General features: G+C 46.9%; 29 protein-coding genes and 4 riboswitches. Of the genes, 9 read left to right on the top strand and 20 right to left on the bottom strand.

Going from position 1 to position 26,333, the window contains the following annotated elements:
- Positions 1-147 precede the first annotated feature (147 nt).
- From JNUCC22_RS06760 to JNUCC22_RS06750, 3 genes are all read right to left on the bottom strand, one after another.
- Positions 148-612 (bottom strand): MarR family winged helix-turn-helix transcriptional regulator, encoded by a 465-nt coding sequence (locus tag JNUCC22_RS06760; RefSeq protein ID WP_007610911.1) that lies wholly within the window; start codon positions 610-612, stop codon positions 148-150.
- A 142-nt stretch (positions 613-754) separates the two neighbouring features.
- Complete coding sequence (locus JNUCC22_RS06755) at positions 755-937, bottom strand: Fur-regulated basic protein FbpA (RefSeq protein WP_003154731.1); 183 nt, start codon at positions 935-937, stop codon at positions 755-757.
- 88 nt (positions 938-1,025) lie between these two features.
- Positions 1,026-1,181 carry a hypothetical protein gene (locus tag JNUCC22_RS06750; RefSeq protein ID WP_003154733.1) on the bottom strand — a complete coding sequence of 52 codons (156 nt, stop codon included), beginning with the start codon at positions 1,179-1,181 and terminating at the stop codon, positions 1,026-1,028.
- Positions 1,182-1,374: 193 nt separating this feature from the next.
- Between JNUCC22_RS06750 and tnrA the strand changes: the two genes are divergently transcribed.
- The gene (tnrA, locus tag JNUCC22_RS06745; protein WP_003154734.1) at positions 1,375-1,707 is read left to right on the top strand and encodes a MerR family transcriptional regulator; all 333 of its coding nucleotides are present in this window, start codon (positions 1,375-1,377) and stop codon (positions 1,705-1,707) included.
- Positions 1,708-1,742: 35 nt separating this feature from the next.
- On the opposite strand, the gene mgtE is transcribed toward tnrA, so the two are convergent.
- From mgtE to JNUCC22_RS06730, 3 genes are all read right to left on the bottom strand, one after another.
- A complete protein-coding gene (mgtE, locus tag JNUCC22_RS06740; protein ID WP_012117400.1) occupies positions 1,743-3,098 on the bottom strand; it encodes a magnesium transporter in 1,356 nt (451 codons plus the stop codon).
- 234 nt (positions 3,099-3,332) lie between these two features.
- Positions 3,333-3,498: riboswitch (M-box (ykoK) riboswitch) on the bottom strand.
- A gap of 106 nt (positions 3,499-3,604) precedes the next feature.
- Positions 3,605-3,742, bottom strand: coding sequence for a transcriptional regulator SplA domain-containing protein (locus JNUCC22_RS06735; protein ID WP_003154740.1), 138 nt, complete (start codon positions 3,740-3,742; stop codon positions 3,605-3,607).
- 88 nt (positions 3,743-3,830) lie between these two features.
- Positions 3,831-5,093, bottom strand: a complete 1,263-nt coding sequence (locus tag JNUCC22_RS06730) for a glycoside hydrolase family 18 protein (protein ID WP_007407217.1) — start codon at positions 5,091-5,093, stop codon at positions 3,831-3,833.
- 148 nt (positions 5,094-5,241) lie between these two features.
- Positions 5,242-5,355: riboswitch (TPP riboswitch) on the top strand.
- Between the two features lie 178 nt (positions 5,356-5,533).
- On the opposite strand from JNUCC22_RS06730, the gene JNUCC22_RS06725 reads away from it, so the two are divergent.
- From JNUCC22_RS06725 to JNUCC22_RS06715, 3 genes are read left to right on the top strand one after another with little or no spacing between them, the layout of a single operon-like run.
- Positions 5,534-6,133: an ECF transporter S component gene (locus tag JNUCC22_RS06725; RefSeq protein ID WP_042635141.1), complete on the top strand. Its 600-nt coding sequence runs from the start codon at positions 5,534-5,536 to the stop codon at positions 6,131-6,133.
- Positions 6,120-7,757, top strand: a complete 1,638-nt coding sequence (locus JNUCC22_RS06720) for an ABC transporter ATP-binding protein (RefSeq protein WP_216062226.1) — start codon at positions 6,120-6,122, stop codon at positions 7,755-7,757. Before JNUCC22_RS06725 ends, JNUCC22_RS06720 begins: the two co-directional genes overlap by 14 nt.
- Positions 7,732-8,493 (top strand): energy-coupling factor transporter transmembrane component T family protein, encoded by a 762-nt coding sequence (locus JNUCC22_RS06715; RefSeq protein WP_007407220.1) that lies wholly within the window; start codon positions 7,732-7,734, stop codon positions 8,491-8,493. The genes JNUCC22_RS06720 and JNUCC22_RS06715 overlap by 26 nt, the downstream gene beginning before the upstream one ends.
- A gap of 45 nt (positions 8,494-8,538) precedes the next feature.
- On the opposite strand, the gene JNUCC22_RS06710 is transcribed toward JNUCC22_RS06715, so the two are convergent.
- Positions 8,539-9,372, bottom strand: coding sequence for an STAS domain-containing protein (locus JNUCC22_RS06710; protein ID WP_216062225.1), 834 nt, complete (start codon positions 9,370-9,372; stop codon positions 8,539-8,541).
- A 219-nt stretch (positions 9,373-9,591) separates the two neighbouring features.
- Here JNUCC22_RS06710 and JNUCC22_RS06705 point away from each other — a divergent pair, with 219 nt between their 5' ends.
- Entirely contained in the window at positions 9,592-10,551 is a 960-nt protein-coding gene (locus JNUCC22_RS06705) for a S8 family peptidase (protein WP_042635138.1), read from the top strand.
- A gap of 139 nt (positions 10,552-10,690) precedes the next feature.
- A riboswitch (SAM riboswitch) is annotated at positions 10,691-10,845 on the top strand.
- Positions 10,846-10,928: 83 nt separating this feature from the next.
- Positions 10,929-13,217: a 5-methyltetrahydropteroyltriglutamate--homocysteine S-methyltransferase gene (gene metE / locus JNUCC22_RS06700; RefSeq protein WP_099566682.1), complete on the top strand. Its 2,289-nt coding sequence runs from the start codon at positions 10,929-10,931 to the stop codon at positions 13,215-13,217.
- Positions 13,218-13,265: 48 nt separating this feature from the next.
- Here metE and yeiL read toward each other — a convergent pair whose 3' ends face one another.
- Positions 13,266-13,937: a transcriptional regulator YeiL gene (yeiL, locus tag JNUCC22_RS06695; RefSeq protein WP_108654854.1), complete on the bottom strand. Its 672-nt coding sequence runs from the start codon at positions 13,935-13,937 to the stop codon at positions 13,266-13,268.
- An 81-nt stretch (positions 13,938-14,018) separates the two neighbouring features.
- On the opposite strand from yeiL, the gene JNUCC22_RS06690 reads away from it, so the two are divergent.
- Entirely contained in the window at positions 14,019-15,149 is a 1,131-nt protein-coding gene (locus JNUCC22_RS06690; protein WP_108654855.1) for an MFS transporter, read from the top strand.
- Positions 15,150-15,443: 294 nt separating this feature from the next.
- On the top strand, positions 15,444-16,625 hold the full coding sequence (locus tag JNUCC22_RS06685; protein ID WP_216062224.1) for a BclA C-terminal domain-containing protein: 1,182 nt from the start codon (positions 15,444-15,446) through the stop codon (positions 16,623-16,625).
- Between the two features lie 20 nt (positions 16,626-16,645).
- On the opposite strand, the gene JNUCC22_RS06680 is transcribed toward JNUCC22_RS06685, so the two are convergent.
- The 4 genes from JNUCC22_RS06680 to JNUCC22_RS06665 all read right to left on the bottom strand — a co-directional run bounded on the left by JNUCC22_RS06680 (position 16,646) and on the right by JNUCC22_RS06665 (position 19,396).
- Complete coding sequence (locus tag JNUCC22_RS06680) at positions 16,646-17,773, bottom strand: glycosyltransferase (RefSeq protein ID WP_025284627.1); 1,128 nt, start codon at positions 17,771-17,773, stop codon at positions 16,646-16,648.
- Positions 17,774-17,777: 4 nt separating this feature from the next.
- Entirely contained in the window at positions 17,778-18,239 is a 462-nt protein-coding gene (locus tag JNUCC22_RS06675) for a hypothetical protein (RefSeq protein ID WP_059367131.1), read from the bottom strand.
- A gap of 21 nt (positions 18,240-18,260) precedes the next feature.
- A complete protein-coding gene (locus JNUCC22_RS06670) occupies positions 18,261-18,845 on the bottom strand; it encodes an alpha-helical endospore appendage domain-containing protein (RefSeq protein ID WP_012117387.1) in 585 nt (194 codons plus the stop codon).
- 140 nt (positions 18,846-18,985) lie between these two features.
- A complete protein-coding gene (locus JNUCC22_RS06665) occupies positions 18,986-19,396 on the bottom strand; it encodes an organic hydroperoxide resistance protein OhrB (RefSeq protein WP_003154758.1) in 411 nt (136 codons plus the stop codon).
- Between the two features lie 73 nt (positions 19,397-19,469).
- Between JNUCC22_RS06665 and JNUCC22_RS06660 the strand changes: the two genes are divergently transcribed.
- Positions 19,470-19,979, top strand: coding sequence for a MarR family winged helix-turn-helix transcriptional regulator (locus JNUCC22_RS06660; RefSeq protein ID WP_012117386.1), 510 nt, complete (start codon positions 19,470-19,472; stop codon positions 19,977-19,979).
- A 27-nt stretch (positions 19,980-20,006) separates the two neighbouring features.
- On the opposite strand, the gene JNUCC22_RS06655 is transcribed toward JNUCC22_RS06660, so the two are convergent.
- The 8 genes from JNUCC22_RS06655 to JNUCC22_RS06620 all read right to left on the bottom strand — a co-directional run bounded on the left by JNUCC22_RS06655 (position 20,007) and on the right by JNUCC22_RS06620 (position 26,251).
- Positions 20,007-20,432, bottom strand: coding sequence for an organic hydroperoxide resistance protein (locus JNUCC22_RS06655; RefSeq protein WP_072589015.1), 426 nt, complete (start codon positions 20,430-20,432; stop codon positions 20,007-20,009).
- A gap of 112 nt (positions 20,433-20,544) precedes the next feature.
- Positions 20,545-21,792, bottom strand: coding sequence for a glutamate-5-semialdehyde dehydrogenase (gene proA / locus JNUCC22_RS06650; RefSeq protein ID WP_025284624.1), 1,248 nt, complete (start codon positions 21,790-21,792; stop codon positions 20,545-20,547).
- Positions 21,789-22,901, bottom strand: a complete 1,113-nt coding sequence (gene proB / locus JNUCC22_RS06645; RefSeq protein WP_012117383.1) for a glutamate 5-kinase — start codon at positions 22,899-22,901, stop codon at positions 21,789-21,791. Before proB ends, proA begins: the two co-directional genes overlap by 4 nt.
- A 369-nt stretch (positions 22,902-23,270) precedes the next feature.
- Positions 23,271-24,173, bottom strand: a complete 903-nt coding sequence (gene purU, locus JNUCC22_RS06640; RefSeq protein WP_108654857.1) for a formyltetrahydrofolate deformylase — start codon at positions 24,171-24,173, stop codon at positions 23,271-23,273.
- 74 nt (positions 24,174-24,247) lie between these two features.
- Complete coding sequence (locus JNUCC22_RS06635) at positions 24,248-24,562, bottom strand: DMT family transporter (protein ID WP_007407235.1); 315 nt, start codon at positions 24,560-24,562, stop codon at positions 24,248-24,250.
- Positions 24,562-24,900, bottom strand: a complete 339-nt coding sequence (locus JNUCC22_RS06630; RefSeq protein WP_007407236.1) for a DMT family transporter — start codon at positions 24,898-24,900, stop codon at positions 24,562-24,564. Before JNUCC22_RS06630 ends, JNUCC22_RS06635 begins: the two co-directional genes overlap by 1 nt.
- Positions 24,901-24,966: 66 nt before the next feature.
- Positions 24,967-25,075: riboswitch (guanidine-I (ykkC/yxkD leader) on the bottom strand.
- 12 nt (positions 25,076-25,087) lie between these two features.
- Positions 25,088-25,633, bottom strand: coding sequence for a GNAT family N-acetyltransferase (locus tag JNUCC22_RS06625; RefSeq protein ID WP_108654858.1), 546 nt, complete (start codon positions 25,631-25,633; stop codon positions 25,088-25,090).
- Positions 25,634-25,732: 99 nt separating this feature from the next.
- Complete coding sequence (locus JNUCC22_RS06620; RefSeq protein WP_021493808.1) at positions 25,733-26,251, bottom strand: acyl-CoA thioesterase; 519 nt, start codon at positions 26,249-26,251, stop codon at positions 25,733-25,735.
- Positions 26,252-26,333 lie beyond the last annotated feature (82 nt).

The raw sequence follows: 26,333 nt of genomic DNA, 5'->3' as shown, positions 1-26,333 counted from the left end.
ATATTTTGGCATGGGGCGTGTCACATTATGATTGGTAAATAATGATGCCGACCTGTATCAGCTTATGCAAAAACCGCTTCAGGCTCTACTGTCCGGAACAGAAAAAAAACACTCTTCGTGAAGAAGAGTGTCTGTATCCGCTTTCTTTTAACGGAAAAGCAAATGCTGGCTGTGAATTCCCGCTTTTTTCAGTAGGGCTATCAGCTGTTCCTGTTCCTCAGGCATAAGTCCTGAAAACGCTCTCGCAATTCTCAATGAATGAATCGGATAAATTTTATCCAAATACTCGTTTCCTTTATCAGTTAAATGGGCGTAAACAGACCGTTTGTCCTTCGGGTCTTGTTCTCTGACCAAAAACCCGTTTCTTTCAAGCTTGTCGATGACATAGGTGACATTCCCGCTGACAAGCAAAAGGCGCGACCCGATTTGCTGAAGCTTTTGCGGTCCTCTCGTATAGAGCAGCTCCAAAACGGCAAATTCAGTCGGATTAAAACCATGTTCTTTACTGTCGCGGATGCTGTGTTCAGACACACTTTTGAAAGCCCTTGCAAAAACTTTGTACAAATTCATCGAACGCATCACTTCTTCTTCGTTAAATGATAATCTCATCATATCTACCCCGTATTTAAGATTTTTATAAAAAAATAATGTAAACCCTTACAATTCATAAGAGTCGTTCTTTGTTTTATATTCTATTCGTGCCGTTTTTCAGAATTCCTTCTTTTTTATATAAAAAAATACCCTTATACATCATTTAATTTGTATAAGGGTTCCGTTCTTTATAGGGAATGTTCCGAAAAAAATACGCGTATTCCTTTCTCAGCTCCGTAATTGTCATGGAATTGAGTATTTCTTTCGTATAGACTCCGATCTGCAGAAGCTTTTTGGAATAATGGTTTCTCTCTTTGTCCAATGCATTTTGAAGCAAACGACTCATAGCGGCCTCCTTTGTTTTCCGTTATTCTATGATCAGAATAACGCTTTTATATCAAAGACGTATAAAGCCATTGTAAAACTTCTGTAGATTATGATGTTTTTCGGTAAAGTCCGTTCTGGACGGCTCTGAGCAGCGGAAAAGCGTGTTCCCCGGCAAGCTGCATGAACGCCTCCAGCATTTCATCGCGTTTCATATCTAATTCAATGATTTCTTTTGCCAGCGAAACCGCTTTTTCTTTCTCCATTCCTATCCTTCCTCCTCATTGTGTCTGTACAGTAAGCATAAAACGGGGCACAGAACCATGCATTAACCTTGTCAATTTTTCTGCCGCTTTTTTTCTAAAATTTTCTATTCCGCGTCAGAAAACCTGACAAGCGTCAGGTTTTTTCTCTTTTTTTCTTATATAATATGAGTAAAAGACATCCAGGGGTGGAAAAATGACGACAGACGAACAATCTTACAAAGATAAAAAAGTAATCTCGATCGGCATTGTAAGCGAATTAACCGGATTGTCAGTCAGACAGATCAGATACTATGAAGAACGGAAATTAATCTATCCGCAGCGTTCATCACGGGGAACGAGAAAGTATTCCTTCGCGGACGTTGAGCGGCTGATGGATATTGCCAACAAGCGGGAAGACGGCGTGCAGACGGCTGAAATTTTAAAAGACATGCGAAAAAAAGAACAGGCTCTCAAAAACGACCCGCAGCTCCGCAAAAAAATGCTGGAAGGACAGCTTAATGCTCATTTTAAGTATAAAAACCGCTGATCAAAAAAGTCCGCCTCCTGTGAGACGGACTTTTTTTATAAAGCATGAAGAAATGCAGTTGCAATGCCGAAATAAATTAATAAGGACAAAATATCGTTCAGCGTCGTAATCAGCGGTCCTGATGCAATCGCCGGGTCAATGTTCAGTTTATGAAGAATAATAGGGACGATCGTTCCGGCCATCGTACCGATAATCAACGTTGCAAGCAGCGATGAACCGACGACAAAACCGAGCGTTAAGTCTTTCTGCCAGACGGTTGCGACAATCGTAATCGCGATCGCACAGACGATGCCGATATAGATACCGGTTCTTAATTCACGGAAAATCAGTTTAAAGATGGTTTTTTTATTCATTTCTTCTTTAGCCAGTCCTCTGATGACGACGGCGAGTGACTGTGTGCCTGTATTACCCGTCGTTCCCGCAATCATCGGCATGAAAAACGCGAGGGCGACGACTTTTTGCAATGTATCTTCAAAATAATTCAGAATGCTTCCGGAAATCAATCCGATAAACAAAAGCAGAATGAGCCACGGCAAACGGCGGTACGCCGCAACGTACGCTTTCGTATCAAATGTAATCGCCTTACCGGAGGCTGCGAATTTTTCGTAATCTTCATCGGCTTCTTTAATCACGACGTCAATAATATCATCGACAGTGACAATACCGACAAGCACATGATTTTCTTCCACGATCGGAATGGCTAAAAAGTCATACCGCTGGATCAGCCGGGCGACTTCTTCCTGGTCTTGGAGCACCCCGGCCGAGATGACACGCGTAAACATGAGATCCTGCACTTTATCCTCAGGCTCGCCGAGAATTAAATCTCTGTAAGAGAGCACTCCGACAAGCTGCTTGCTGTCATTAATTACGTACAAATAATTTATTGATTCTGCGATTTCTGCAAAGCTTTTCAGCTTCACAACCGCATCTTTTACTGTATAATGCTGCGGAATCCAGACGAAGCGGTTCGTCATCATCCGTCCCGCCGATTCTTGCGGATAGTTCATCAAAAGCTGCACGGCCTTTGATTCCTCAGCCTCCATGCTGGATAAAAGCTGTTCTTTCAGTTCTTCATCCATCTCTTCCAGCAATGCGGCGAGATCGTCGTTATCCATTTTATTCATTGCGAGAGTGGCTTTCGTTTTACCGACTTTATGCAAAACGGCAAGCTGAAATTCCCGCTCCAGCTCTCCGATCATGTCGGTGATGTCATCAACCGTCATATATGACAGATAGCGGGCCCGGTGCTTTTCCGGCATTTCTTTAAACAAAAATGCCATGTCATAGGGCTGAAGCTCATCTATCATGTTTCGAAATTCTTTTATTTTTCCGTCCCGCAATAAAATGATAATGCGTAATATGAGTTCGTCATAGGTCATGTTTTGGACCATCGGGACTCGTACCTCCTTTACGGAGACGCGCCGTCCGTCAAGGGAAGTGCGGCGGTTTGTCTCCTCATCATGTCGTCACTGGTTATCTGGCTGTATATGGGTACTTCTTCTGACATACTCGAATGGGGAGAATCCATACTCCGCACCTCCTTATCATGCTCAGTCGTGTACGTTTTGAGGCATAAAAAAAACCTTCTGATATGAAGGCGAAAACAAGCACGGCAAATAAACGTGCGGGGCCTCCAATCGTAGAGCTTTAGCACTGTATGGCATAGGACAGCCATCCAGCTGCGTTAAGAATCACCTTATGTCGATGATTCCTGTTGACCCATTGGCGTCTTTGGACATTTTTGGGCAGCAGCGTATCTCCATACAGGAGCCTCACCTAACGAAGTTCTTATTTGAATTGACACACTGAGATTACAGAAAAAAAAGGAATGTGTCAACCTTAAATTTGTGATTTCAGCACATGCCTATAAAATAAACGGAATAAAGGCATAAAGCCCTTATTCCGGCAAATCGCTTTCATCCTCTTCTGAAAGGAAATGATAGGATTCATGCAGCATGAGCGCGTACTCCCCTTCTTTTGTCGGATGCGGTACATACTCAGCCTCGTTGATATACTGCTCTTCCCTTTTCTTCATATGACAGACCTCCTGTTCAATTTTAGATTGTCCAAAAGAAGATCCGTTATCATAGGAAAAAAAATTACTTGCGGAGCGGGACATGCAGCTATATTTTTCGGATCGTGAAAAAGTTCCTAAGCAGCCACGGGCCCGGTTTGAAACCGAGCGTTAATTGCCACGCGCCGATCGCCTGCAGTCCGAACTCCCGAACGAGAACCATTTTTTCACTCATGCTCCGCACATCCTCAAACCACACTTCATGCGTTCTTCCATTTTCATCAGTATACCGGAAGTAAGGGGAACGCTCCTGCTGGGAATAACGGATCACTGATTGATGCTTCATGGCCGTTTCCATGGCGCGCTGATTGGAGATGGCGGATCCGATCGTTCCCGGACGGTACGGAATCACCCAATCATACCCGTATAGCGGAACACCGAGAATCACTTTTCTTCTCGGCACCCTGCTGATGGCAAAATTGATCGTTTGCCTGACCTCTGTCAAAGGCGCCACGGGTCCCGGCTCACTGCCGGCGTGGTGCCAGTCGTACGCCATAATGAACATATAATCGACGACGGCTCCGATTCCGCCGTAATCATATCCCCTCAGCCACGGCACTGCATCACTTGTTTTCGCCGGAACCGATATCGTTAACGCGAGCTGATGCTCTGAAAGCCGGGTTTTTAACTGCCGGAGAAATCCTGTGAAGAGGTCCCTGTCAGCTTCTCTGACCCGTTCAAAATCAATATTTACACCGCCGTATCCCTTTCTTACGGTTAAGGAGACGATATTGTTGACGAGATTCGTTCTTGCCGTCGGATTTTGCAGCACTTGATGGGCTAATTCCGGACTGAATCCCCCTTCTGTCAGATTCGTAATGACGGCAAGCGGGCGCACTCTGTTCTGCCATGTGGTTTCTATTGCGGTTCTGTCGTTTAAATCGTTAATGATATCTCCGTTCGGGCCAAAATGATATTCAAACAAAGAAATCGCCGAAGAATACGGCGCAAAATCATTAATTAGCTCTCTATCCGCTTCAGGCGTCCGAATGACATAAAATTGCAGGGTTCCCGCAAGATAGTTAGAGATATCAGGGATCTTCACTTTCATACCCGCCCGCAGCCGGTTCGGCGGAATATCCGGGTTTGCCTGCATCAGCTGCATCTGCGGCACATAAGCCTTACCTGCGATAACGGCATACGTATCATTCGGCTGAACCGTATATTCATTAAGAGGGATTAAAAGCGCCTGCCCCGGAACGATATTCGTTTCCTCAAGCCCATTGACGCTTCTGATGCTGTCAACAGGGTATCCGTACTTTCTGCTGATGGAAAATAACGAGTCACCAGACTGCACTGTATGAACAAACATAGATGTCCTCCGTTTCCTTTTGATCAAAAGGGCTCTACTTATCTTTATGAATGATCATCCGGTCCGATTCCAAACTCTGTTTGAAGAAAGGCTGTTTACAAATCAGACATGATCAACTATGATGATGTCATCATAAAAAACTGTATAGGAAACGCACTAGGGGTGCTGTTATCGGCTGAGATAAAACATGCGGCAGGCATGTTTTGATCCCTTATAACCCGATCTGGATAATACCAGCGTGGGGAAGTGCAGATTGACCGGAGCGCAGGGTTTTTCCCCATGCGTTTTCGTTCTGCTGCTGCATATTCCCTCGATATGCAGTTTTTTATTTTTCATTAAAAAACGGGGGAGGACACCGCAATATGAAACTGAATATGAACCGCCTGTAAAATCATCTCTTTCATACATACGACTATCCGATAAGAAAGCAGGAGATCACAATGAAAAATTGGAAAATGAGAGAAATTGTCGTCATGTCCGTCATCAGTGTTGTATTTGCTGTCATTTATTTAGTATCAACTCATGCAAGCAATATAGCGGCAGGATTTTTCGGCCGGATGAGCTACGAACCGATTTACGGTATCTGGTTTATCGTCTCGGTGATTGCCGCGTACATTATTCAAAAACCGGGAGCGGCTCTCGTTTCTGAAATCATCGCCGCGTTTGTGGAGTGCTTACTCGGAAATCCGTCAGGACCGATGGTGATTCTGATCGGGATCGCACAGGGAATCGGTGCGGAAGCGGTCTTTTTTGCGACACGCTGGCGGATGTATACCCTGCCCGTGCTTCTTTTATCCGGTATGGGTTCTTCTGTGACGAGCTTCATTTATGACTTGTTCGTTTCCGGATACTCTGTTTTGAATCCGGGTTTATTAGCCGTCATGCTTCTCATCCGTCTGGTCTCAGGTGCGCTTCTTGCCGGCCTTCTCGGCAAAGCAATCAGTGATGCGCTGGCTTACACAGGGGTGCTGAACGGCATGGCGCTCGGAAAACAATTCAAGAAGAAAAAGAAACAGGTGAACCAAGATGCAGGCATCTGAGCCCCTTCTATCGGCCGGCCGTCTTACCTTTTCTTATGATCAGGATGAAAAGCCGATTCTTCAAAACGTGTCCTTTCAGCTCCGCAAAGGAGAGCGGGCTTTATTGCTCGGGCCGAGCGGATGCGGCAAAAGCTCGCTCGCTCTCTGTTTAAACGGTCTGTACCCGGAAGCATGCGATGGGGTTCAATCGGGAACCGTTTCTTTATACGCAACACCTCTTTTACATCTGACAGAGCCCGCCGCCAGATCCATCGGCGTCGTGTTTCAAGATCCGGACCAGCAGTTTTGCATGCTGACGGTTGAAGATGAAATCGCCTTCGGCCTGGAAAATTTGCAATATACAAAAGAAGATATGGACGCAATCATCGATGACGTTTTAGAAAAATTAGAGATCACTCATCTGAAAACGCGAACGATCGCTTCGCTGTCAGGCGGTTCAAAACAAAAAGTGGCGCTTGCCTGTATCATTGCGATGGAACCGGAACTCATTATTTTGGACGAACCGACGGCACAGCTTGATCCATATTCCGCACGTGAATTAGTGCGGCTGATCAAAGATCTTCAAGCAAAAAAAGGCTTCGGCCTTCTCGTTATCGAACATCAGCTTGATCATTGGGCTCCGTGGATGGACAGGACGATTGTCCTTGACGAAACGGGTCAGAAGGTGATGGACGGAGAGACGGACGTTATCTTTGAAACAAAGATTGAAGAGCTGATGCAGCTCGGCATTCCGATTCCGCGTGTGATCTCATTGCAGGAGCACGTCAGCATTCCTTTTACATTGTGTAAAGAAAAGCTGTTTCAAGAATCTGTACCGTCTCTGCCCGAACCCCGGCCCGCCGCGCTTTCGGCAGAAGACGCGCTGAGCGTTCACGAGCTGTCATTCTCAAGAGGGGCAGACGTCATTTTTCAGGATGTGAGCTTTTCCGTAAAAAAAGGTTCAATCACCGCGATTGCCGGCCCTAACGGAACAGGAAAAACAACGCTTCTTTCTGCCGCGGCCAAGCTCATCCGTCCGCTGGGCGGAGACATCAAAATAGACGGCAGACCGATTGATTCCTATTCTGAAAAAGAGCTGCGGCGGCTGATCGGATATGTTTTCCAAAATCCTGAACACCAATTTGTCACAGATTCCGTCATTCAAGAGCTGATGTTCGGTTTTGAAAGCAGCAGAGCCGCAAAGGAGAAAGCTCTTCAGCTGTTAACCCGATTCGGCCTGAGACGCCATGCCTCACAGCATCCGTTTTCTTTAAGCCAAGGACAAAAACGCCGGCTCAGCGTCGCAACGATGCTTATGCACAATGTGAACGTTTTGATGCTTGATGAACCGACTTTCGGACAGGATGCCAAAACGGCGCGGGAGTGTATGCAAATGCTCCGTGAGATTCAAAAGGAAGGAACGGCTGTTTTGATGGTGACACACGATATGGAACTCGTCTCAGATTATGCCGACACGATCCTTGTGCTCTGCGGCACGAAACTGGTATTCCGTGGAACTCCCGACGCTTTGTTTTCTGATAACACCGGGATCGCCGAGCAGGCGCATTTGGCTTTGCCGCTGCGGTATGAATGGATGAGACACGACAGGAGGCGGAGAAATGAACTTGCGGCTGGAGGCTGTTAACCCGTCAATAAAGGCGGCGGCTGTATTGTTATGCGTCATTATGCTGTCGTTTATTTATAATCCGTACACCCCTGCTTTGTTTTATATCATCATTGCGGGAGGCGTCCTCTCGGCGGGGCGTGTGCCGCTGAAAAAATGGCTGCTGTTCACGATTCCGTTTGTCATTCTGGCCTTCGGTTCTTTATGGACAGCCGCCGTATTCGGAAACGTCCCGACAACCGGAAGCAACCTGCTGTTTAAGCTCGGGCCGATTGCCGTCAACAGTGATAACGCGGCGCTCGGGATTTCTATCGCGTTTCGTATTTTATGTTTTTCCGCTTTGTCGATGATGTTTCTTTTCACAACCGATCCGATTCTGTTCATGCTCAGTCTGATTCAGCAGTGTAAGCTGCCGCCCAAGCTTGCATACGGCGTTATCGCGGGGTTCCGGTTTCTCCCTCTTCTGAAAGATGAAATCCTGATCATCCGGCAGGCGCACAGAATCAGGGGCGCGGGGTCTGATTCCGGGCTGAAAGGAAAGCTCTCCGCCTTCAGGCGCTTCACCATTCCGCTATTGGCAGGCGCAATCAGAAAGGCGGAACGCACGGCGATCGCGATGGAATCTAAAGGCTTTACGGGGAGCCGAAACCGCACGTTTTACAGAACTGTTACCGTGCGCCGCGCCGACTGGTGCTTTTTCCTGCTCGTGCTTCTGTTATTCGGCGCAAGCTGGCTCATTTCATTGTTGTTTGTATAAAAACAGGCCGCCGGAGTGATTCGGCAGCCTGTTTTGTTATGTATGTTATTGATGATAATTGAGAGCCTGAGCGAGATTGGACTTGATCGTAATATCTGAGAAATTAATGCCGAGCTGTACGGCGGTTTGAGCGATTTCCGGCCTGATTCCGGATAAAGTGGACGTGACGCCGATCAATTTCAGCGCCTCAACTAATTTAAAAATCTGATGCGCCACCATCGTATCGACAACCACTACACCCGACAGGTCAATTAACAGATGTTCAATCAGCCGTTTTGCACATGTGCTCAGCGTATTTTCAAGAATGAATTTGGCGCGCTCCGTGTCAATATCGCCGACAAGCGGCAGCAGCGCCGTCCGTTTGCTCAGCGTGATAACCGGCGAGCTTAACTCCAAAATCATTTCTCTTTGCGCATTCAGCTGCATTTTTGAATTATGCTCGGCATGATCGACAAACGTGTAAATCGTAAAATCAAATACTTGTACAATTAAATTCTCCCATTTCTTCCTTTCTCCCTGTGCAAACGAAGATTCATGTTTATCGGCAAACGCATCATAATAACTGACATATAGTCTCCGGTTTCTCATGAATTCACGGACCACATACTGGACGGGAGTATCCAGATGCTTCTGGTCTTTCGCAAGCTCAATCACCCACCGCTCGAACTCTTCTAAAAATTCTTTTTTCGGCATGATATACATTTTATTAATATGCCGGTAAAATTCTTTATCCTGCTCCGTCAGTTCTTCTGTGATGACGGGATTTGTCAAAGAATAAATCGAATTCGGATCCGAATCTTCCATCGTTTCGATCCACTCTTTCGCAATTTGATCCACTTGTTCTGAAAAATAGCTGTATAATGCTTCACTTATCTTCATATCTCTTCTCCTTTCCCATTTCCAATTATAGCGTCAGCGGATCATGAATGAAAATAAAAGTTGTTAAACTATCCATTTATTTGAAATTTTTTAGTGCGATAGATTACGCCTTTTTTATGAAAATGCTTCAAATGACTCTTTCCGGCCGGCATGCTCTGCCATAAAATAGTAGCAACACCCTTGTATCCACTCGCAAGCATAAAAAAGGAGGGCTTTTTTATGAATGGTGAAATGCATTTGATTCCTTATGTCACGGATGAACAGATCATGGAGGTAAACGAGCTTCCAGAGGGTATTAAAGTGATTAAGGCGCCAGAGTTGTGGGCAAAAGGGTTTAAAGGCAAGGATATTAAAATCGCGGTGCTTGACACAGGCTGCGACATCAATCATCCTGATTTGAAAGACCGGATTGTCGGCGGGAAAAACTTCACCGATGATGACGAAGGCAAAGAAGACGCGATTTCCGATTATAACGGACACGGGACACACGTTTCCGGAACGATTGCCGCCAATGATTCAAACGGCGGAATTTCGGGTGTCGCGCCGGAAGCAAGCCTTTTAATCGTTAAAGTTCTCGGCGGTCAAAACGGCAGCGGCAAATACGAATGGATCATTAACGGCATCAACTACGCCGTTGAACAAAAGGCCGATATCATTTCCATGTCACTCGGCGGGCCAAGCGATGTGCCAGAATTGAAAGAAGCCGTCGCAAATGCGGTAAAAAGCGGTGTTCTGGTCGTTTGCGCGGCAGGAAACGAAGGCGACGGAGACGAACGTACAGAGGAACTGTCGTATCCAGCCGCTTACAACGAGGTGATCGCAGTCGGATCAGTCTCAATCGCCCGTAAATCGTCTGAATTTTCAAACGCTAATAAAGAGATTGACCTGGTGGCTCCGGGAGAAAATATTCTCTCCACCCTTCCCAACCATAAATACGGGAAGCTGACGGGCACTTCAATGGCCGCCCCGCATGTGAGCGGAGCGCTTGCCTTAATAAAAGGGCTTGAACAGGACGCGTTTCAGCGGACGCTTTCTGAGGCTGAAGTCTACGCCCAGCTCGTGCGGCGGACCCTTCCTTTGGACATCGCCAAAACATTGGCCGGGAACGGATTTCTGTATTTAGACGCGCCTGAAGTACTGATGGAAAGAGCCGAACAGGCACAGCTGCTGTCTTTCTGATATTTTTCTCATATAATGATTAATCAGCTTGTTACATCACCAATTTTTAAAATGTGAGATTTTCTATTGACAGTGATCTGAATAAGCTGATAAGATAACCAACAAATGATGTAACTTTTCAAAAAAATTTAAATATTTTCTCTTATCGAGAGTTGGGCGAGGGATTGGCCTTTTGACCCCAACAGCAACCGACCGTAATTCCATTGTGAAATGGGGCGCGTGATTTTTGCGCCGAGACGACTGTCTCATAAGGCACGGTGCTAATTCCATCAGACGTGATCTGAGAGATAAGAGAGGCTTGCATTTTGAAGTTAAAGCCTCTTTCTCTCATGAGAAAGAGGCTTTTTTGTTACATCTCACTTAAAGGAGGAAACTTAATGACAACAATCAAAACTTCGAACCTCGGTTTTCCGAGAATCGGCTTGAACAGAGAATGGAAAAAAACGCTTGAGGCTTATTGGAAAGGTAACACTGACAAAGAAACGTTTCTTAAAGAACTTGACGGTTTATTCTTATCAGCTGTCAAAACACAGCTTGACCAACATATCGATATCGTGCCGGTCTCTGATTTCACCCATTATGACCATGTGCTTGATACAGCCGTCAGCTTTAACTGGATTCCGGAAAGATTCCGCAGCATCACGGATCCCGTTGATACATACTTTGCGATTGCCCGCGGTGTAAAAGACGCCGTTTCCAGTGAAATGACGAAATGGTTTAATACCAACTACCATTACATCGTTCCTGAATATGACGAAAGCATTGAATTCCGTCTGACGAGAAACAAACAGCTTGACGACTACCGCCGGATCAAAGAAGAATTCGGAGCGGAAACGAAACCTGTCATCGTCGGTCCGTATACATTTGTCACGCTTGCGAAAGGATACGAAGAATCAGAAGCGAAAGCGATTCAAAAACGCCTTGTTCCTCTTTATGTTCAGCTGCTGAAAGAACTTGAAGCTGAAGGCGTAAAATGGGTTCAGATCGATGAGCCGGCCCTTGTGACAGCTTCTTCTGAAGACGTCCGTGCCGCAAAAGAACTCTATGAATCTATTACAAAAGAGCTTTCAGGGCTGAATGTCCTCCTGCAGACATACTTTGATTCGGTTGATGCATATGAAGAACTCGTTTCTTATCCCGTACAGGGAATCGGGCTTGACTTCGTGCATGATAAAGGCAGAAACCTTGATCAGCTGAAAAAGCACGGCTTCCCGAAAGATAAAGTGCTGGCAGCCGGTGTGGTCGACGGCCGCAACATTTGGAAAATCGATGTTGAAGAACGCCTTGATGCAGCTCTGGATATCCTCAGCCACGCTGATGTTGAGGAGTTATGGATTCAGCCTTCAAGCAGCCTTCTGCACGTGCCGGTGGCGAAACACCCTGACGAGCATCTTGAAAAGGATTTGCTGAACGGCCTGTCATACGCTAAAGAAAAACTGGCGGAACTCGGCGTCTTAAAAGAAGGGCTTCTGTCCGGCAAAGCGGCCGTCAGTGAGCAGATCGAAGAATCAAAAGCGGCACTTAAGGCTTTAAAAGCATTCGCAACAGGAGCGAACTCAGCTCAAAAAGAAGAGCTGAATCAGCTGACGGAAAAAGATTTCTCCCGTCCGGCAAGCTTTGAAGAACGATTGGCGCTGCAGAATGAATCACTCGGTCTTCCCCTTCTGCCGACGACGACAATCGGAAGCTTCCCTCAATCTGCAGAGGTGCGGAGCGCACGGCAAAAATGGCGGAAAAAAGATTGGACGGATGAACAGTACCAAGCCTTTATTAATGCGGAAACGAAGCGCTGGGTTGACATTCAGGAAGAAATCGGCTTAGACGTGCTCGTTCACGGAGAATTCGAGCGTACGGACATGGTCGAATACTTCGGTGAAAAACTGGCCGGATTCGCCTTTACGAAATATGCATGGGTGCAGTCTTACGGTTCACGCTGCGTACGTCCGCCTGTCATTTTCGGAGATGTCGAATTTATCGAACCGATGACGGTAAAAGATACGGTCTACGCCCAATCGCTGACGGAAAAACACATGAAAGGCATGCTGACGGGACCTGTCACCATCTTAAACTGGTCATTCCCGCGTGTGGATATTTCAAGAAAAGAAATCGCCTTCCAGATCGGGCTTGCCCTCAGAAAAGAAGTAAAAGCGCTTGAAGATGCCGGTATTCAGATTATCCAAGTGGATGAACCCGCGCTCCGCGAAGGACTGCCGTTAAAAACGCAGGATTGGGATGAATATTTAACTTGGGCCGCAGAAGCATTCCGGTTAACGACGTCTTCTGTGCAAAATGAGACGCAGATTCATACGCATATGTGTTACAGCAACTTTGAAGATATCGTAGATACGATCAATGATCTTGACGCGGATGTCATTACAATCGAACACAGCCGAAGCCACGGAGGATTTTTAGAATATTTGAAAGAACATCCTTACGTGAAAGGCCTCGGACTCGGTGTATACGACATTCACAGCCCGCGTGTGCCGGCAACTGAAGAAATCTATCAAATTATTGATGACGCGCTTGAAGTGTGTCCGACTGACCGCTTCTGGGTAAACCCGGACTGCGGACTGAAAACAAGACAGCAGGAAGAAACCGTTGCGGCATTAAAAAATATGGTCGACGCCGCGAAACAGGCACGAAAAAAACAAGCTCAGCTTGTATAATGAAAACAGCCATCCGCAAATCGCGGGTGGCTGTTTTTTCTGGGCGTGCTACTTATTCTTCAGCGCCTCCGCAAGTTCACTTAGTGAATCATGCTGCTTAATTTGATAGCCCCGCCCTTCTTTTTGCAAATACCCTTTTTGGCAGAATTGCGTCAGCACATGCAAGAGATGACGGTAAGATACACCCAAATAATCACAGACCGTTATGTGCTTCTCTTTATAACCCCCTTCATAAGCCGTCTGCAAAATAAAATCAGCCAGCCGGTTTTCAAGCGGAAACGCCAGACTTTGTGAATATTTCGAAGCCATAAGCGTTGCCTTAGCACTTAAAAACTTAGCCAACTCACGCAGGAATTTCGCATCCTGCAGCAATTGCGCGCGGCAGCGGTAAATAGGCAGAGCAAAACAAACAGTCTTCGCTGAGGCTTGAATTCCTTTTGTGTAATACACTTCATGTAATAGTTCCATCTCTCCGATGTAATCATTTTTGTTGATAAAATTAATTAAAGAAACTTTCCCGTTTTGATGGGTTACATATATTTTCGCTTTTCCTTCAATCACGTAAAACAGGAAGTCAGGCCTCCTGCCCTCTTGAATAATCCATTCGTCCCGCTCATATTCGCGCACTTCCATAAACTCTTCAGCGGGGAAAGAGAATAAATGCGCGATTGAGTGTTTTTCTAACTGATGCCGCTTTTTCTCGCCTTTATAAATTTCCATCGTCCACCCCAAAAATATGAGATATCTCATATTGTCTTTATGTCCTTACATGATAACATGCCAATTAAAGGAGGAACGGGAATGAAAGCATATCGCTGGATGAGTCTGCATTTTTTTAGTTTTTTTATGACATGGGGTGTTTTTCTGCCCTATTGGACGGGATGGATGGTGCATATAAAAGGGGTTTCCGTATCCGAAGCCAGTTTCATTATGAGCCTGGGCTTGGCGGCAAGAGGGATTTCCACATTATTTTTCTTCCCTTATTTATCAGGAAAATTCAGCAGCAAAGCCTTATTAAACGGCGCCAGAATCGGGACGCTTCTCGCACTTTTATGTTATATTCCCGCTGATTCTTTTCAAAGCCTGCTTCTTGTCACATTAGTGCTGCATGTGTTTTACCCTGCTTTAATGCCTGCTTTAGACAGCGCTTGCGGCGTCCTTGTACAGCATAACGAATTAAAGGCTTATGGGACAAGCCGCCAGTGGGGGTCCGCGGGTTTTGTTTCAGCCGGCGTCATCCTGTCCGTCTTTACAGGTATATTCGGAGATCAAGCGATTTTATGGGCACTGCTTTTGGGCACCCTGATATTCGCATGTCTCAGCTTTATGCATGCGCCAGCTGTTCTTTCAAAACGGCCGGAAACAGACCGCGCAATAAAAGAGGGCATGTTTGCCTTATTCCGCATCAAATATTTCGGTCTGGTGCTTGCAATCGTTATCTTACTGCAGGCGGCACATGCATCTTACTACAATTACGGTTATCTCTTTTTGCAGGAAATCGATACGCCCGCATATGCCATCGGAATCATCATCAACATCGCCGTTATCGCGGAGATTATCTTCTTTGCAATCGCGGACCGATACTTTCATCAATTTACAGCAGGCTCTTTGCTCGCCCTGGCGGCGATTGGTGCTACCGTACGCTGGATACTCGTATTTGCCTTTCCGCATGTCATCATTTTCTGTATTGCGCAGACACTGCATGCCTGTTCATTCGCGATGGGACACTATGCATTTATGAAATACTTAATTAAAAATATTTCACCCGCGCAAATCCCGAAAGTCCAAGGCATATATTCAGCGCTTGCACTCAGCTGGAGCACTGCGGCATTTACTATTTTCGGAGGTTTTTTATATGAAATTGAACCCCGGTATGCCTTTATCGGAATGATTGTTTGTACGATCCCATCCATGCTACTCGCCCTTGTATAAAGAAAACTTGAAATGAAAAAGAGAGTTTTTGCAGGAAACGCACAAGATATATAGCCATCGCTTTATAGACGATCACATGTCCCGCTGTCATTTTGACCGATTTGCGAATGCTGTGCGATGTATTTTCTCTATATTTAAAGTATTTCCTTCATATATGAGGAAATTAATGAAGGGAATTCGTTCAGAAACTTGGACAGAATCCGTGAATATAATGATACAGTACTGCTTACGCTCATTTCGGGGAACTTTGTTCGTAATAAAATGATTTTCAGCCAACTCATAAGGAGGGACATTGTGTCACAGCCTAATTTGCCCAATATCACCCCTGTCGTTACACTTTCCAGAGACGATACCATCAACCTTCTTCTTTCGTCAATTGCTATGGAAGAACTGGGAATGGCACATATTCTGAATGCGGAAGGGGAAAAAATCCAATACGCGCTCGGAACGATTCCCGGATTAACAGGACCCCCGTCAAGTCTTGCTGATATTCTTAACCTGAATGAGAGCGTCCGTGATACGCTTGACAGCTTAATGAAACAGGAGCTTCTTCTCGGTTCAAAATTGGACAGTATCTCAAATATCCCTACACTGGCGGGCCCGACTGGTGCTACGGGGCCGCCGGGACCAGCCGGCGGGCCCGCAGGACCTACGGGAGCAATCGGACCGGCCGGAGCGACGGGGCCAACCGGACCGACGGGGGTTACCGGTGCGGGTCTTCAAGGGATTTTTGCTTTTAATCCGCTGATCGCCCCTACTTACACGACCGGACAGGTTGTCTTGTATAACGGCAGCTCTTACGTCGCAAATGTAAACAGCCCTGCGGGAACCCCTGGAGCCTCAGCTGACTATACACTTTTAGCTGCGGCGGGAAGCACCGGCACTACTGGCGTTTCCGGGCCGACTGGAATCACCGGCGCTACTGGCGGTACCGGACCGACCGGAATCACCGGCGCTACTGGCGGCACCGGACCGACCGGGATCACCGGCGCTACTGGCGACATCGGACCGACTGGAATTACCGGTGCTGCTGGCGGCACCGGACCGACCGGAAGCACCGGAACAAGTCTGACAGCAACTTCCGGCTATGCGAGCAATACGGGCGGCGGTGTTGTCGCAGTTATTGTCGGCGGTACGACCATTTCCTTACCGAATGAACAAAACCTTTCGGCAGATATTACGGCTAATGCCGCAAATACCATATTTACCGTTGCTCCGGCGGGACGGTACTATATTTCCTACCATATTAATTTAACGGCCGGCTTGCTTGTAAGTTCGCGTATTTTAATCAACGGCACTCCTCCTGCAAGTTCGATTATCGCCCCGGTCGCGTCTTTGGCAAACTTTAATAACTCCTTTATTGTGACTTTGCCAGCAGGCAGCACCATCCAGCTTCAGCTGTTCGGATTATTGGGTGCGGCCACATTGCTTGGAGGAAGCACCGGTGCAGCTTTAAACATTATTCGATTATCTTAATGGAACATGCAAAAAAAGGATCAGGCGTTTGTCCGCTGATCCTTTTTTAATTGAGACAGAAGTTCTTTCGCGGGTTTAAATTGAGGATTGAACTTCACCGATTTTTTGGCGTAAGCGATGGCCGTCATATCATGGTTTAATGCAGCATGGCATTTCGCCATATAATAAAAGGCTCTGAAATCGGCGGCACCTTTTAAAATGAAGTGATCAGCGTTTTCTCCTTCAACCTGCGTTCCGTTTTCAAATGCTTTGATTGCCGCTCTGTACTTTTCCAAATGATATAATACAAGGCCTTTATAATAATGAAGATTGCTGTAATCAGGATATAGCTTGAGCACTTTTTCAATCCCTTGTTCGGCTTCTTCATACCGTTTGAGCTCAAGCAATATTGTATATTTCAAATAATACAGGAGAGACGGAGGCATTCGTTTTTCGCTTAAAAATTGAAAAATTGAGCCGTTGACAAGATGTAATGCTTTTTCATAGTCTTTGATTCTGTAGCATTCACTTGCCAAATGATAGACAAGCCACGGATCAGGATTTTCCTCTGAAAGCTCTTCATTTAAAATGCTGATATTCCGTTTATGTTTTTGCTTGATCTTTTCTTCCTGCTCCAAGTAGCCGTAGTGATGAATCACACATGGGAGCGTGAAAAAAGCATTGTTTTCTTCCTCATTGGAAGCCGAGATATTCTCGTGAATTCTGCCTTGATACAGAAGGCCTTTATGATTGCGGAACAGTCTCGGCTGCATGCTTTCAAACGCTTCGTTTTCATCGAGCTGCTTCCCCGTATAATTGATGATTTTCATAAGACCCCGGCTCGGTAATCCGTCATGAAGCAGCGAAGTTAAAAAACGGCCCGTCTCCTGATCGAGCTCTTCATCCGCGTCAAGCACTAAAATCCAATCTCCTTCGGCATGCTGCAGGGCGTAATTTCTGGCCTTTGCGAAATCATTCTCCCATTCGAAATCAAACACTCTTGCCTGAAAGCTTTTGCATATATCTTTTGTATTATCTTGTGATCCGGTGTCTGCGATGACGATCTCATCAGCGATGTCTTGTACACTTGATAAACAACGGGAGATGTATCTCTCCTCGTTTTTCACAATCATGCAAAGAGTCAGTTTACATTCAGCATTTCCGCTCATTTTCTCACCTTTCCCGATTTTGGAGTTGTTGATTGAACCAAGGCCGTTCAGGAGTGCCGTTCATCGTGATGATGACAGGCCGCACCCATCTGACGGCAGGTTCGGCAGTTTCCGTATTCCATTCCTGAAGCTGCCTGACAGCCCGCTTCGTAATCGGATGCGCCCGGAATTCGCGCGGGCTTTCAGAAATGAATTTTTTCGTTCGTTCCGTAACTGTCTTCATTTCAAGAAAGTGCCGCTCATACATCTGCTTCTGCTCTTCTTCCAAGCTGATCATTAAAAACAGACGGCCGCCTGTTTCCATCTGCCAGCGGCACAATGCGGAGAACAGCCTGATTTCTTCTTTGTAATTTGAACCCCTTCTTTTATCCACGGTCACAGATAATATATGTAACAGCGCAATCGTGAGACAATGCATGGCTTCAAAAGATGCCTGTTTCGCTTTTGAGATGCTTGGATACGGCATATGCTTCACCCGTCTCTTTTTTTATGAACGCTCCCCGCCTTTTTTCTTCCAACCGCAGTCCTCACAATCCCCGCACTCACAGCAGCCAATGCGGCCGTAAAACAGGCCGTCACACGGATCTTCCGGATCACTGGGATCGTCTGGATTCCACGGGTCATCAGGATCGCCCGGATCACTCGGATTGCTCGGGTCGTCCGGATTCCACGGGTCATCAGGATCGCCCGGATCACTCGGATTACTTGGATCATCCGGATTCCACGGGTCATCAGGATCGCCCGGATTACTCGGATTGCTTGGGTCGTCCTGGTCCATACAGGCTTCAGAATCCTGTAAGAAGATAATGTCCTCAAGCTTCGTCTGCAAAAGGAGTTGTGATTTCATGACGGTGCGCAGGAGCCGTTCAGTGCTTCTATTGATTGATGACAATTCCTCCAAGGAGGGATCGCCGGAAGCGCCGAGAAACATTTGAATCCTTTCCGCTTCCGCCTGCAGAATATGGGATAGTCCGATTTCTTCCATAGCCACGGATGAAAGAAGGAGGTTCAGGGTCTCACATCTGGAGAGTGTAATGTCGGGGGTGATGTTCGGTATGTTTGGAAGAGACATCGATTTCTCCCTCTTTTCTCTTGGTGTTATTATGCAAAAGTGCTATATCGTATTCTTATTCCGGGAGAGAAGAGATCATTACTGATGTTTTCGTTAATAAAATATCCCGGATATAAAATCCGGGATATTCGTTCGGTTATTTATTTTAATTCAAGTTTGACGTCTACATTTCCTCTTGTTGCTTTTGAATACGGACAGAACTCGTGAGCGGCATGCACAAGCTTCTCCGCCGTTTCTTTGTCAAGATCTTTTGTATCAATGACGAGCGTTACGCCGATTTTGTAACCTCCGTCACTCTCATCTTTTAAAAGGCTGACCTGTCCTTCAATTTCAGAGGTCATGTCGATTTTTTGTTTTTGGGCGGCGAGCTCAAGCGCTCCCCCGAAGCAGGCAGCATATCCTGCCGCAAAGAGCTGTTCAGGGTTTGTGCCGGTTTCTCCGTCTTTTTTTGCATTCGGCATGATGATGTCAAAATCCAGCACCCCGTCTTCGGATTTAATATGTCCTGCTCGTCCGCCGACTGCGGTCGCTTTTGAAGTAAATAATGCCATTATTATCAGCCTCCTCATTGTACTTACTGTATATATTGCCCCTGCTCATATTTTTAAACATGAGGAATAGGAAATGGACTGTTTTTCGGCTACAATAGGGGTAACGTTAACAAACAAAGAGTTGGTGAAAGAAGTAATGGCAGAAAAAGATTTTGAACATATGAAACTGGAGAATCAGCTTTGTTTTTTGCTGTACGCAAGCTCAAGGGAAATGACGAAACGGTACAAACCGCTGCTTGATAAGCTCAACGTAACTTATCCCCAGTATTTGGCGCTGCTTTTATTATGGGAGCACGAAGAACTGAATGTGAAACGGATGGGTGAGCTTTTGTACCTGGATTCCGGAACGCTGACACCGATGCTGAAACGGATGGAGCAGCACGGAATCATCATGAGAAAGCGATCGGCTGAAGACGAGCGATCCGTGACGATCAGGCTCACAGATGAAGGACGGGCCTTGCAGAAAACAGCGGCGGATATCCCCATTGCCATGCTGGAACAGACGGGACGGTCAAAAGAGGAATTAAAGCAGTTAAAGCAGTCGCTTTATGAGGTTTTGAATACGCTGCACGGCAAAAAATAAGGATGCCCCGAATGGGCATCCTTATTTTTATTCTGCTGCCAGAAGCTTCACTTCAATATTTCCCGCTGTCGCTTTTGAATACGGGCAGACACTGTGCGCTTTTTGGATAAGGGCTTCAAGCTCCTGTTTATCAATGCCGGATGCTTTGACCTCAAGCGTAACGCCTAGTTTATATCCTTGGTCTGCTTCATCTTTCAGCAGACTGACATGCGCAGTGACCTCTGTTTCAATACTCAGACGCTCTTTTCTCGCTACGAGCTGAAGAGCGCTGTCAAAGCAGGCTGAATATCCTGCGGCAAACAGCTGTTCAGGGTTTGTAGCATGTTCGAGCCGTTTTGCTCTTGGCGTTCCCGGCATGGCAACATCAAGATTCAGCACTCCGTCAGAAGACGTAACTTTCCCTTCACGTCCGCCGGCGGCTGATACGGTTGCAGTAAATAATGGATTTGTCATGTGAATTCACCTCTATTATATTGTGTACAATTTAATTTTACACAATATAATAGGAACCGTCAATCTTTCCGATAAAAAAAGCCTACCCTTTTTGAAGGATAAGCTTAAAAGATTATACGCGGATTTGTCCGTTTCCTTTGATGATGATTTTTGTAGATGTTAACGCCGGAAGCCCCATCGGCCCTCTCGCGTGAAGCTTTTGCGTGCTGATGCCGATTTCGGCTCCGTATCCGAATTCAAAACCGTCCGTAAACCGGGTTGAAGCATTATGATACACGGCGGCGGCGTCAACGGCGGTCTGGAAGTAAGCCGCATGCTCGGCGTTCTCCGTCAGAATGGCTTCTGAATGGTTTGTGCCGTACTGCTGAATGTGGCGGACCGCCTCCTGTACGTCCTGCACCGTTTTCACACTGAGAATCGGCGCCAGGTACTCCGCTCCCCAATCGGCTTCTTCTGCTTGTTTCGCTTGAGGCTCCAGTTTGCAAATCACCTGGTCTCCTCGGAGCTCCACCCCTTTTTCTGTCAGCTGATTCAGCAGCTTTCGTCCGTGTTCTTCGGCCCATTTTTCATGAATCAAAAGAGATTCAATCGCGTTGCAGACCGAAGGACGCTGTGTTTTGGCATTGATGACGACCTCGCTTGCCATTTGAGGATCTGCTGACTCATCTATGTACACGTGGCAATTGCCCGCTCCGGTTTCTAAAACGGGTACGGTTGATTCCCTGACCACTAGATCAATTAAATTTTTACCGCCGCGCGGGATCAATACATCCAGCCCGTCATTTAATGTAAAGAGCTGTTTGGCGGTTTCTTTGCTTGTATCTTCTATGAGCTGAACGGCATCAATCGGAAGCTTTGACAGCCCCAGTGCGCGTTTCATCACACTGACAAGCGCTATGTTGCTGTGGATGGCGGAAGAACTTCCTCTGAGCACAACCGCGTTTCCGGTTTTCAGGCAGAGTGTGGCCGCGTCTACGGTAACGTTCGGTCTGGCCTCATAGATCATGCCCACTACTCCAAGGGGCACGCGGATTTTTTCAATGGATAATCCATTCTCTTTTTGAATGGTCTCCAGCGATTCACCGACGGGATCTTCAAGACCGATCAGCAGTTCCACGGCGTCCGCGATATCGAGCAGGCGTTTTTCATCAAGAGTCAGCCTGTCAATAATGTCAGGTGTCAGTCCTCTGTTCCGTCCCGCTTCAATATCTTTCTGATTCTCTGTTAAAATCAGCCGGCGTTCATTTCTGAGTCCGTCTGCGATACATTGGAGCGCTTCGTTTTTTTCAGCCGTCGTTTTCATGACCATTTCGGCAGCCGCTTCTTTTGCCAAGGCCGCTTTTTGCAATACTTCACTCATTTGTGTTCCCCCTCGTCAAATAAATTCACCCAATCATCTCTGTGAATCACTTCCACCTGCTTCGTTCCTGAAAGCTGGTCGCTCCGCTTCCCTTTGACTTCTAAAATTTCATCGGATGAGTACTGCGTCTGCCCTTTGCCGATAATGCCGCCGGGCCCTTTGACTTCCACTACGGCCCCTTTCGGAAAACTGCCGCAGACATCGGCGACGCCGGCCGGGAGGAGACTTGACCCGTTATGGATCATCGCCTGCTCCGCTCCCCCATCAATGATGATTTCCCCTGATATCGGAGAATGAAACATGATCCATTGCCGTGTATTATTCACTGAGGACAGGTCTTTATCGCCGATATAAGTGCCGTCGCCTTTTCCGTCTAAAATCACCATCAGTTTTTCCCGTCCGGAGCCGGTTCCGATAAATACCTTTACCCCGAGCGACAATGCGGTCTGGGCGGCGAGAAGTTTTGACTTCATGCCTCCGGTGCCGACCTTTGAGCCTGCTGATCCGGCATATCCGAGCAATTCAGGTGTGATGTCATTCAGATAGTCGAACCGCTTTGCGTCCGGGTTTTCATTCGGATTGGCATCGTACAGCCCGTTAATGTCTGTGAGAATCATTAATTGGTCTGCATGAATCAAACCGCTTACAAGCGCCGACAGCATGTCGTTATCACCGAACGTCAGCTCTTCGACTGATGTGGAATCATTTTCATTAATAATCGGCACGACTCCCCGCTCCAACAGTTCCATTACAGTGGCATAGGCATTTCTGTACCGCTCTCTTTTTGAGAAATCATTTCTTGTTAATAAAATTTGTGCCGGCGTCAGACCGTATCTTTTTAAATGGTCCATATATTGCTGCATTAAAAGCGTCTGGCCGACTGCGGCAGCTGCCTGCTTTCCTTTTATTGTAACGGGTCGCGACGGATAGCCGAGAGCGGAAAAACCCGCTGCCACCGCGCCTGAGGTAATGAGGATCACTTCATGCCCGTTTTCTTTTAATAAAGAAATGGCTTCCGTATGTTCCTTGATTTTTGCTTCATCAATACTTCCGTTACTGTTGGTGAGCGAGCTGCTCCCGATTTTCACAACAATTCTTTGTTTTTTCATCGTTTCTCCTCCGTGGCAATCAATCCAAACCGGCTCTCTTCAATAAAAAAAGCCCATTCCGTCCTGAAAAATAAGGACGAAATGGGCTTTCCGTGGTACCACCTTGTTTGAACGCGTTTTTCACGCGTCCCGCTTTCCTGTAACGCCAGGTTATCGCGCCTGAGTTTTCCCCTCAGGACTCCAAGGCAGGTTCGGCAGGTTTCATGCGGCAAAATGTTTCAGCGGGCCATTTTGCTCTCTGTCACAGAAAGTTCTGCGTACTGATCCTCTTCAACGCTCAATGATTTTTTTATATTATGCAAAGAAAACAGGTTCTTGTCAAGACATTTTCATCCATAAAAAACAGTCCGCCTCCCCGGCGGACCGCCATTAATTAAATACGATCGTTTTGTTTCCGTGAACGATGACGCGGTCTTCCAGATGCCATTTTACGGCTCTTGCCAACACGCTCCGCTCAATCGTTCTGCCGATATTCTTCAGATCCTCTGCGTGATCTCTGTGATCGACGCGTTCAATATCCTGTTCAATAATAGGCCCTTCATCAAGATCGTCCGTCACATAGTGAGAGGTCGCGCCGATTAATTTCACTCCGCGCTCATAAGCCCGTTTATACGGGTTAGCGCCGATAAAGGCCGGCAGAAATGAATGGTGGATGTTAATAATCCGATTCGGATGGGCAGATACAAAATCAGACGTCAAAATCTGCATGTAGCGGGCAAGAACGATCACATCAATCTTATACCGCTCCAGCAGCTCAAGCTGGCGCCGCTCCACTTCGGCGCGGATGTCTTTATTAGCTTTCATGTAATGGAACGGAATATTCAGCGGTTCGACCACTTCTTTGGCCTCTTCGTGGTTGCTGATGACGACCGCAATTTCGGCCATCATATTGCCGCTTTGCCATTCCCAAATCAGTTCATGAAGGCAGTGCAGCTCCTTCGATACAAAGATCGCCACTCGCTTCAGCTCACTTGCCAGAGACAGGCTCCATGTCATGCCGAATGTCTTGGCGATTGAGGTGAACGCCTGCTGTAAGTCCTCTTTTTTCTCACGAATGCCCTTGCAGTCGAATTCGATCCTAAGAAAAAACCGTCCGCCTTCAGGGTCAGTCGTATATTGATTTGATTCAATAATGTTTGCGCCATGTTCAAACAAAAACGCCGACACGGCCGATACAATTCCCGGCTGGTCGGGGCAGCTGACGAGCAGGCGCCCTTTTTCCTCATTCCCGCGGCGGTATTCTTTCAGCCGCTGTGTCATATATGAATTCATCTGTTTTAATCCCTCGTATCTTCATAATTCGTAACTTACTAATAGATTATACTGAAGATTTGATAAAAATCAATTTACGAGAGAATTTTCAGCCCTACGGCAGCGCATAAAATAAGCGCAATGAAAAAGATGCGCTTCGCATCCTTCTGCTCGCCGTAGAAAAGAATGCCGGCTAGTGCGCCGCCCGCTGTGCCGATACCGGTCCAGATCGCATAGGCCGTGCCCATCGCGATTGTTTCCATCGCATAAGAAAGCAGGGAAAAAGAAGCCGCAAATCCGGCGATAATGAAAAGAATCCATTTGACTTTCTTTTCTTTTTGAAATTGATTCATTAAAATGACCCCGAGCATTTCACAAAGACCCGCGGCTATCAGGCTGATCCAATGCATTACGCCTTCTCCTCCTTCGTCTCAGGCTTATCCTGTGTGACCAGCTTTAATCCGATGACACCGATCAGCAAAACGCCGATCAGCACGATTTTCACCGGATCGGCCTGTTCTTTGAAAAGCAGGATTTCACTGAGCACGGTGCCCGCTGTCCCGAGCCCGGTAAAGACCGCATATACCGTTCCTACGGGGAGGCTGTCTGTCGCCTTGATTAATAGATAAAAACTGATGATGATTCCCGTAATCGTGCCGCTCCACGCCAGTGCCGAATCAGCATGTTTCAGGCCGGTGACCCATACCACTTCAAATACGGCCGCTATGACCACTAAACCCCATTTCATGTTCTTCACCCTTTCTGTATCCGGACAATACAAAAAAGCCCGGATAGTCGTCTCACATGAGATTGACTCTCCCGGGCTTTTTTCCCTCCGTGTGCATATGCGGGATATGTCCGCATATGTGTTTTCTCTCGGACCAGGCCATGTATGAACATGCGGAACCCTAGAAAACATGTCTGTTCGTATCATACTACATTTCGCCGAAACGTTCAACGTCAGATGTGATGTCAAAAACCGTCAGCTGCCTCTCCCATTTGGTAACGGTCTCACCGGGCACCATACCGATTTTTTCCGCGACACGGACGGAGGCAGCGTTTTCCGGATCAATCAGCGCCGCTATGCGTCCGTATTGCTGCGTGTGAAAACCGTAGTCCAGACAGGCGTTCGCCGCCTCTGTCGCATAGCCGCAGCCCCAGCGGCGGCGGGCAAACATATAGCCGATTTCCATCAAAGTGTGTCCGTTTACCGTCTGCGGAACGATTCCGCATTGACCGAGAAATGCGCCCGTCTCTTTATCCTCTGCGATCCAAAGGCTGACGCCGTATCCTGCGGCCAATCGTTTGTTCCAGGCAATCCATTCCTTCGTTTCCTGTCTGCTTTTAAGAGAAGGATAATATTTCATGACCTCTCTGTCGGTAAACAGCCTGTACAAATTTTCTTCATCGTCATCCCGCATAGTCCGCAGACGGATACGCCCGGTTGTCAGGATGGTGCCGGAAGACTTATGTTTCATCATGCACGCCACGTCTCCTTTCCCTGTAATAGATTATGGATCCGGCAGGAAAAGTCCTTTCTCAGCATAAAAAAACCGCTTTTTAAAAAAGCGGTTTGACGATTACCAAGGTTTATCTGTTCCGAGCGCCTCGGCCAGGGCCTTGCTGTGTTTTAAGCGGTTTTTTCGTTCTCCGGCGCGCTGAACGGCCGTATTGTGAAGCATGACTTCTTCCTCGGTTTCCGGCACGATCCGCGGAACGGGTACCGATTTCCCGTTTGAATCAAGCGCGACAAAGGTCAGAAACGACGTTGCCGCAAGCTCGCGTTCGCCCGTCATCAGATGTTCTTTAATGACTTTGACAAACACCTCCATAGACGATGTGCCGACCCATGTGACGTAAGATTCAAGGCATACGGAATCCTGTTGGCCTATGGGGCGCAAAAAATCTACAGAATCCATTGAGGCCGTGACTGTTTCACACCGGCAGTGGCGGGCCGCGGAAATTGAAGCGATATCATCAATGTAGCTCATCAGCTTTCCGCCAAACAGCGTATTGTGATTATTCGTATCAAGCGGAAAAACCCTGCTTGTTTTAACAACCCTTGTTTCTTTGCAAAATCTTGATTCTGGCAACTTCATATTATTTAAACTCCCCTTTGGTGTCTGGTCGTTTTGACTCATTCATCTGTACCCTATTAAACAATACTTTGACCGTTTTGTC

Origin of the sequence: Bacillus sp. JNUCC-22 (assembly GCF_018861275.1) — a bacterium.
Taxonomy (GTDB): Bacteria; Bacillota; Bacilli; order Bacillales; family Bacillaceae; genus Bacillus; species Bacillus velezensis.
This window is presented reverse-complemented; position numbering and strand designations above follow the sequence as displayed.

Coding starts and splice junctions, on each gene's coding strand:
- JNUCC22_RS06635 (WP_007407235.1), bottom strand. CDS start 24,562: ATGCATTGGATCAGCCTGATAGCCGCGGGTCTTTGTGAAATGCTCGGG.
- JNUCC22_RS06675 (WP_059367131.1), bottom strand. CDS start 18,239: ATGCCGTATCCAAGCATCTCAAAAGCGAAACAGGCATCTTTTGAAGCC.
- JNUCC22_RS06630 (WP_007407236.1), bottom strand. CDS start 24,900: ATGAAATGGGGTTTAGTGGTCATAGCGGCCGTATTTGAAGTGGTATGG.
- proA (WP_025284624.1), bottom strand. CDS start 21,792: ATGAGTGAAGTATTGCAAAAAGCGGCCTTGGCAAAAGAAGCGGCTGCC.
- tnrA (WP_003154734.1), top strand. CDS start 1,375: ATGACGACAGACGAACAATCTTACAAAGATAAAAAAGTAATCTCGATC.
- JNUCC22_RS06720 (WP_216062226.1), top strand. CDS start 6,120: ATGCAGGCATCTGAGCCCCTTCTATCGGCCGGCCGTCTTACCTTTTCT.
- proB (WP_012117383.1), bottom strand. CDS start 22,901: ATGAAAAAACAAAGAATTGTTGTGAAAATCGGGAGCAGCTCGCTCACC.
- JNUCC22_RS06710 (WP_216062225.1), bottom strand. CDS start 9,372: ATGAAGATAAGTGAAGCATTATACAGCTATTTTTCAGAACAAGTGGAT.
- JNUCC22_RS06670 (WP_012117387.1), bottom strand. CDS start 18,845: ATGTCTCTTCCAAACATACCGAACATCACCCCCGACATTACACTCTCC.
- purU (WP_108654857.1), bottom strand. CDS start 24,173: ATGAATTCATATATGACACAGCGGCTGAAAGAATACCGCCGCGGGAAT.
- JNUCC22_RS06755 (WP_003154731.1), bottom strand. CDS start 937: ATGAGTCGTTTGCTTCAAAATGCATTGGACAAAGAGAGAAACCATTAT.
- JNUCC22_RS06730 (WP_007407217.1), bottom strand. CDS start 5,093: ATGTTTGTTCATACAGTGCAGTCTGGTGACTCGTTATTTTCCATCAGC.
- JNUCC22_RS06680 (WP_025284627.1), bottom strand. CDS start 17,773: ATGAGCGGAAATGCTGAATGTAAACTGACTCTTTGCATGATTGTGAAA.
- JNUCC22_RS06625 (WP_108654858.1), bottom strand. CDS start 25,633: ATGATGAAACATAAGTCTTCCGGCACCATCCTGACAACCGGGCGTATC.
- mgtE (WP_012117400.1), bottom strand. CDS start 3,098: ATGGTCCAAAACATGACCTATGACGAACTCATATTACGCATTATCATT.
- yeiL (WP_108654854.1), bottom strand. CDS start 13,937: ATGGAAATTTATAAAGGCGAGAAAAAGCGGCATCAGTTAGAAAAACAC.
- JNUCC22_RS06655 (WP_072589015.1), bottom strand. CDS start 20,432: ATGACAAATCCATTATTTACTGCAACCGTATCAGCCGCCGGCGGACGT.
- JNUCC22_RS06725 (WP_042635141.1), top strand. CDS start 5,534: ATGAAAAATTGGAAAATGAGAGAAATTGTCGTCATGTCCGTCATCAGT.
- JNUCC22_RS06665 (WP_003154758.1), bottom strand. CDS start 19,396: ATGGCATTATTTACTTCAAAAGCGACCGCAGTCGGCGGACGAGCAGGA.
- JNUCC22_RS06750 (WP_003154733.1), bottom strand. CDS start 1,181: ATGGAGAAAGAAAAAGCGGTTTCGCTGGCAAAAGAAATCATTGAATTA.
- JNUCC22_RS06620 (WP_021493808.1), bottom strand. CDS start 26,251: ATGAAGTTGCCAGAATCAAGATTTTGCAAAGAAACAAGGGTTGTTAAA.
- metE (WP_099566682.1), top strand. CDS start 10,929: ATGACAACAATCAAAACTTCGAACCTCGGTTTTCCGAGAATCGGCTTG.
- JNUCC22_RS06690 (WP_108654855.1), top strand. CDS start 14,019: ATGAAAGCATATCGCTGGATGAGTCTGCATTTTTTTAGTTTTTTTATG.
- JNUCC22_RS06660 (WP_012117386.1), top strand. CDS start 19,470: ATGGACTGTTTTTCGGCTACAATAGGGGTAACGTTAACAAACAAAGAG.
- JNUCC22_RS06705 (WP_042635138.1), top strand. CDS start 9,592: ATGAATGGTGAAATGCATTTGATTCCTTATGTCACGGATGAACAGATC.
- JNUCC22_RS06735 (WP_003154740.1), bottom strand. CDS start 3,742: ATGAAGAAAAGGGAAGAGCAGTATATCAACGAGGCTGAGTATGTACCG.
- JNUCC22_RS06760 (WP_007610911.1), bottom strand. CDS start 612: ATGATGAGATTATCATTTAACGAAGAAGAAGTGATGCGTTCGATGAAT.
- JNUCC22_RS06715 (WP_007407220.1), top strand. CDS start 7,732: ATGAACTTGCGGCTGGAGGCTGTTAACCCGTCAATAAAGGCGGCGGCT.